This is a genomic window from Pseudomonas sp. NPDC098747 (assembly GCF_044760045.1).
GTDB lineage: Bacteria > Pseudomonadota > Gammaproteobacteria > Pseudomonadales > Pseudomonadaceae > Aquipseudomonas.
This window is the reverse complement of sequence record NZ_JBIWAL010000116.1, coordinates 1-4,716: the sequence shown is the minus strand read 5'-3', so window position 1 is coordinate 4,716 and position 4,716 is coordinate 1. Positions and strand designations below refer to the sequence as shown.

The following is a 4,716-nucleotide window of genomic DNA, read 5'->3' as shown; positions in this document are numbered from 1 at the left end:
ATACCGGTCGTCAGGAACTGAGGCTATGGCGTGCGCATGGCAATTTGTGCCACTTCGATCCCACGCCCGGCACGACGAGCAATTTCCTCGGCGTTGCGCTGAAGTACGTTGAAGGTACCGCCACCGACGGTCCCTAACCCACAGATGCCTACTTTGACCGGATTCACTGTGAACTCCCCATAAAACGGCCGACGCAGGGTCGGCCGGAAAACAACCGCGTGCTCGCGGTTCTCTATTAATGGCCCGGCGATGCTGCCACCGGACCATGATCGTCAAAGGCTGACCGTGACGATGCGAATTACTTGACGCTCAGCGCCAGTTTGGCGACTTGTGGCGCCGGCTGGTAGCCCGGAATCACTTGTCCGTCTGCCAAAACGATGGCCGGTGTGCCGTTCACGCCAATCGACTGGCCGAGAGCGAACTGTTTGGAAACCGGGTTCTCGCATTTGGCGGCCTTGATTTCCTTGCCATCGACCATTTTGTCCATGGCCGCTTTCTTGTCTTTCGAGCACCACACGGCTTGCAGCTGCTCGTCACCCGGCGAACCGAGGCCCTGGCGCGGGAACGCTACATAACGTACTTCGATGCCGCGCTTGTTCAGCTCAGGCACTTCGGCGTGCAGTTTGTGGCAGTACGGGCAGGTGGTGTCGGTGAATACGGTAATGTGCGATTTGGTTTCGCCCACGGCGGGGTAAACCACGGTTTCGGCAACCGGAATGGCGTTGACCAGTTTGGAGACGCCCAGACGTTCGGCCTTCTCGGTCAGGTTGACCGGTTTGCCATCCTTGAGCTGAAACAGATAGCCCTGAACGATGTACTGGCCGTCGGCGCTGGCGTACAGCACGCGGCTGCCCTTGAGCTTGACTTCATACATGCCCGGCAGAGGGCTGGCGTTGATGCTTTCTACTGGAACCTCGAGTTCGAGTTTTTCCAGGCTTTGACGAATCGCTTTGTTGGCCGCGTCGTCGGCGACGGCAAAGGTACTGACCAACGCAAAGGCTGCGGCGGCGAAAATCTGGGTCAGACGCATGAGAACTCCTGAAGGCGGACAAATGGATCGATCAGAACGCCCGTGCCGAAAACACCGGGTCATAACCGTCCATCGTGCAAACCGGCAAAGCCTAACACATAAGGTCACGGTGGCCGAATGCGCCTGTCACAACACCTGTAGCAGATGTGTCCTCAGCCTCTGGGGTGGTGTTTGGCGTGCAGATCCTGCAACCGCGCCCGGGCAACGTGGGTGTAGATCTGCGTGGTCGAGAGATCGCTGTGCCCGAGCAACATCTGCACCACGCGCAAGTCTGCGCCATGGTTGAGCAAATGCGTGGCGAACGCGTGACGCAAGGTATGCGGCGACAGCGACTTGCCAATCCCGGCGACCTTGGCCTGATGCTTGATCCGGTGCCAGAAGGTCTGACGGGTCATCTGCTCACCCCGCTGGCTGGGAAACAGCACATCACTGGGTCGGCCGCCAAGCAACTCGTTGCGACCGTCACGCATGTAGCGCTCGATCCAGACAATCGCCTCCTCGCCCATCGGCACCAGCCGCTCCTTGCTGCCCTTGCCCATGACCCGCAACACGCCCTGACGCAGGTTGACCTGTTCCAGCGTCAGACTGATCAACTCGGTGACCCGCAGACCACAGGCGTAAAGCACCTCAAGCATGGCGCGGTCGCGCTGGCCGATGGCCTCGCCCAGATCCGGCGCCTTCAGGAGTGCCTCGACGTCGGCTTCCGACAGCGACTTGGGCAGCGGCCTACCCAACTGAGGCATGTCGATGCGTAACGTCGGATCGACGGTGATTATCTTTTCTCGCAGCAGATACCGATAAAAGCCACGTACGCCGGAGAGAAATCTGGCGGTGGAGCGTGGCTTGTAGTTTTGCTCCAGACGCCAGGCGAGATGATCAAGGATGAGTTCGCGGCCGGCGTTAATCAACTCCAGATTTTTTTCCTGCAACCAGCCGTTGAACAGCGCCAGATCGCTGCGGTAAGCGCCGCGCGTGTTATCGGACAGGCCTTTTTCAAGCCATAAGGCGTCGAGGAATTGGTCAATCTGCGGGTGGTCGATGGCAGGCATGGGCGCTCAAGACATGCAGACTCAAAGAATGCACGCAAATGAAGAGTGAACTGTAGGAATGGGCGCTAGTCTTTCATAGCCCGCAATTTCAAGGAACAGGGAGCATCAATGAACGAGCAGCAAATTCTACTGGCATTTGGCGGGATTGGAGCCGCGGCCTTGGGTTGCCAATGGCTGGCCTGGCGCTTGAAGTTGCCGGCGATTCTGTTTCTGTTGCTGACCGGGATTCTGGTGGGCCCGGTACTGGGTTGGCTTGATCCACAGGAAATGTTCGGACCACTGTTGATGCCACTGGTGTCGTTGGCGGTGGCGTTGATTCTGTTCGAGGGCAGCCTGACCCTGCACCTGTCGGAATGGCGCGAGATCGGTAGCGTCGTCCACCGACTGGTGACCATCGGTGCGATTTCGACCTGGGTGGTCATCGCGGTCGCAACACACTATCTGCTGGGTTTCGACTGGATGCTGGCGATTCTCTTCGGCAGCCTGACGCTGGTGACCGGGCCGACGGTGATCGTCCCGATGCTGCGGGTGGTGCGGCCGAAAGCTTCTATTGCCAACATTCTGCGCTGGGAAGGGATCGTCATCGACCCGATCGGTGCCCTGCTTGCCGTGGTGGTTTACAGCTTCATCATCGCCAGCGCCGAGGGGCATGGCGTCAAACAAAGCCTGTTGACATTCGGTGGGGTGATTCTTTGCGGCGCGGTGTTCGGGATTGTCGGTGGCTGGGTGCTGGGCACGATCATTCGCCGGCAATGGTTACCCGAATATCTGCATAACCTCGCCTCGCTGGCGGTGGTGCTAGGGATTTTTATTGCATCCAACGAAGTGATGCACGAGTCCGGTCTGCTGGCGGTAACGCTGATGGGCATGTGGCTGGCCAACATGAAAGGCGTGGATGTGCGGCACATCCTGCACTTCAAGGAAAACCTCAGCGTGCTGCTGATTTCCGGGTTGTTCATTCTGTTGGCAGCGCGCTTGGACCTTTACGCCTTGATCGGATTGGGGCCACTGGTGCTGATTCTGTTGTTGGTGATTCAACTGATCGCCCGGCCACTGAACGTGCTGCTCAGTACAGCCGGCTCCAGCCTCAGTTGGCGTGAGCGTGCGCTGCTGTGCTGGATTGCCCCTCGGGGGATTGTCGCGGCAGCGGTGTCGGCGATTTTCGCGATTCGACTGGATGAAGCCGGACATGAAGGTGCGCTGCTGCTGGTGCCGCTGACCTTTGCGGTGATAATCGGCACCGTGGTCCTGCAAAGTGCTACCGCGCGCCCCCTTGCCCGGCTATTGAAGGTCGCCGAACCGGCCCCGAGCGGCTTTTTGATCGTGGGTGCAAACGGCCCGGCGCGGGAGCTGGGCAAGTCCCTGCAACAATTGGGCAGCCGGGTGCTACTGACGGATTCGAGCTGGGAAAACATTCGTGCTGCGCGCATGGAAGGTATCCCGACGTACTTTGGTAACCCGGCTTCGCAGCACGCCGATGCGCACCTGGACCTGGTCGGATTGGGGCACTTGCTGGCGTTGTCACCGTCAGGAGAACTCAATACCTTGGCGGCGATGCGCTTTCGCCATGACTTCGGGCATCAGCGCCTGTTCGGATTGGCGAGCGGTCATGAAAGCCGTCGCAGCGACAAGCACCGGGCGAGCCTGGAACACCGCGGCAATCAGTTGGGCAGTGAAGCTCTGACCTACTCGAAACTCGCCGGCCAGATGGGCCAGGGTGCGCAGCTATACAGCACGACGTTAACGGACGGTTTTGGCTGGGAGGATTACCGGGCGCTGCACGGCAATCGGGCGACGCTGCTGTTTATGCGTGATGCCAGTGGCTGGGTGCACGTGGTGACGCCTGAGACGGCGTTGAAACCTGGATCGGGGTGGACGCTGTTGGCGTTGATTCAACCAGAGAGCAGCGGTGCCTGATCTGACGCCTTCGCGAGCAAGCTCGCTCCCACAGTTTTTGTGTGCGGCACGTAAACTGTGGGAGCGAGCTTGCTCGCGAAGGCTGCTACTCGGTCCTGGATCAGGCCGCAAAATCGGGAAGCACCGGCACCGGTCGCTTGTCATCATCAATTGCCACAAAGCTAAACTGGCCATGAATCGCTTTCTCACGACCGTCGCAGCTCATGCTTTCAACAAACACTTCCACCTCGACCTTGAGGCTGGTGTTGCCGACCTTGATCACCTTACCCACCAGCTCAACGATGGAGCCCGCCGGGATCGCATGATTGAAGTCGATGCGGTCAGTGGACACGGTCACCAGTGGCAAGCGGCAGAAACGCGTGGCGGTGATGAATGACACTTCATCCATCCATGCCAGTGCAGTGCCGCCGAACAGGGTGTTGTGGTGGTTGGTGGTCGGCGGGAAGACGGCTTTGGTTACGCGGGTTACCGAGAGTTCGGTGCGGCGTTCGATTTCCTGGTCGCGGGTGGTCATGACTTACTGCTCGTGATTGCCGGCTTCCGAAATAGAACCAGGATCAAAAGATCGCAGCCTTCGGCAGCTCCTATAGGGGGATTTGGTGAATTGCGGGCAACAAAAAAGCAGCCCGAAGGCTGCTTTTTTCTGCATCGGAAGCTGGACTTAAGCCAGTTTTTCCTTGATGCGAGCTGCTTTGCCCGACAGGTCGCGCAGGTAGTACA

General features: G+C 59.1%; 5 protein-coding genes and 1 pseudogene. 2 read left to right on the top strand and 4 right to left on the bottom strand.

The window, feature by feature from the left end:
• Positions 1–26: 26 nt before the first annotated feature.
• From ACIQVE_RS29155 to xerD, 3 genes and pseudogenes are all read right to left on the bottom strand, one after another.
• Positions 27–167 (bottom strand): annotated as a pseudogene (locus tag ACIQVE_RS29155) (homoserine dehydrogenase); the annotation flags it as partial.
• Positions 168–298: 131 nt separating this feature from the next.
• Complete coding sequence (gene dsbC, locus ACIQVE_RS29150; protein WP_402815357.1) at positions 299–1,030, bottom strand: bifunctional protein-disulfide isomerase/oxidoreductase DsbC; 732 nt, start codon at positions 1,028–1,030, stop codon at positions 299–301.
• Between the two features lie 152 nt (positions 1,031–1,182).
• Positions 1,183–2,079, bottom strand: coding sequence for a site-specific tyrosine recombinase XerD (gene xerD / locus ACIQVE_RS29145; protein ID WP_402815355.1), 897 nt, complete (start codon positions 2,077–2,079; stop codon positions 1,183–1,185).
• Between the two features lie 108 nt (positions 2,080–2,187).
• Between xerD and ACIQVE_RS29140 the strand changes: the two genes are divergently transcribed.
• Positions 2,188–3,996, top strand: a complete 1,809-nt coding sequence (locus tag ACIQVE_RS29140) for a cation:proton antiporter (RefSeq protein WP_402815353.1) — start codon at positions 2,188–2,190, stop codon at positions 3,994–3,996.
• 100 nt (positions 3,997–4,096) lie between these two features.
• Here ACIQVE_RS29140 and ACIQVE_RS29135 read toward each other — a convergent pair whose 3' ends face one another.
• Positions 4,097–4,510, bottom strand: a complete 414-nt coding sequence (locus tag ACIQVE_RS29135; protein WP_402815351.1) for an acyl-CoA thioesterase — start codon at positions 4,508–4,510, stop codon at positions 4,097–4,099.
• Positions 4,511–4,522: 12 nt separating this feature from the next.
• Between ACIQVE_RS29135 and ACIQVE_RS29130 the strand changes: the two genes are divergently transcribed.
• Positions 4,523–4,716 (top strand): hypothetical protein (locus tag ACIQVE_RS29130; RefSeq protein ID WP_402815349.1); only part of this gene is annotated, 194 nt, incomplete at its 3' end.

Coding starts and splice junctions, on each gene's coding strand:
- xerD (WP_402815355.1), bottom strand. CDS start 2,079: ATGCCTGCCATCGACCACCCGCAGATTGACCAATTCCTCGACGCCTTA.
- ACIQVE_RS29135 (WP_402815351.1), bottom strand. CDS start 4,510: ATGACCACCCGCGACCAGGAAATCGAACGCCGCACCGAACTCTCGGTA.
- dsbC (WP_402815357.1), bottom strand. CDS start 1,030: ATGCGTCTGACCCAGATTTTCGCCGCCGCAGCCTTTGCGTTGGTCAGT.
- ACIQVE_RS29140 (WP_402815353.1), top strand. CDS start 2,188: ATGAACGAGCAGCAAATTCTACTGGCATTTGGCGGGATTGGAGCCGCG.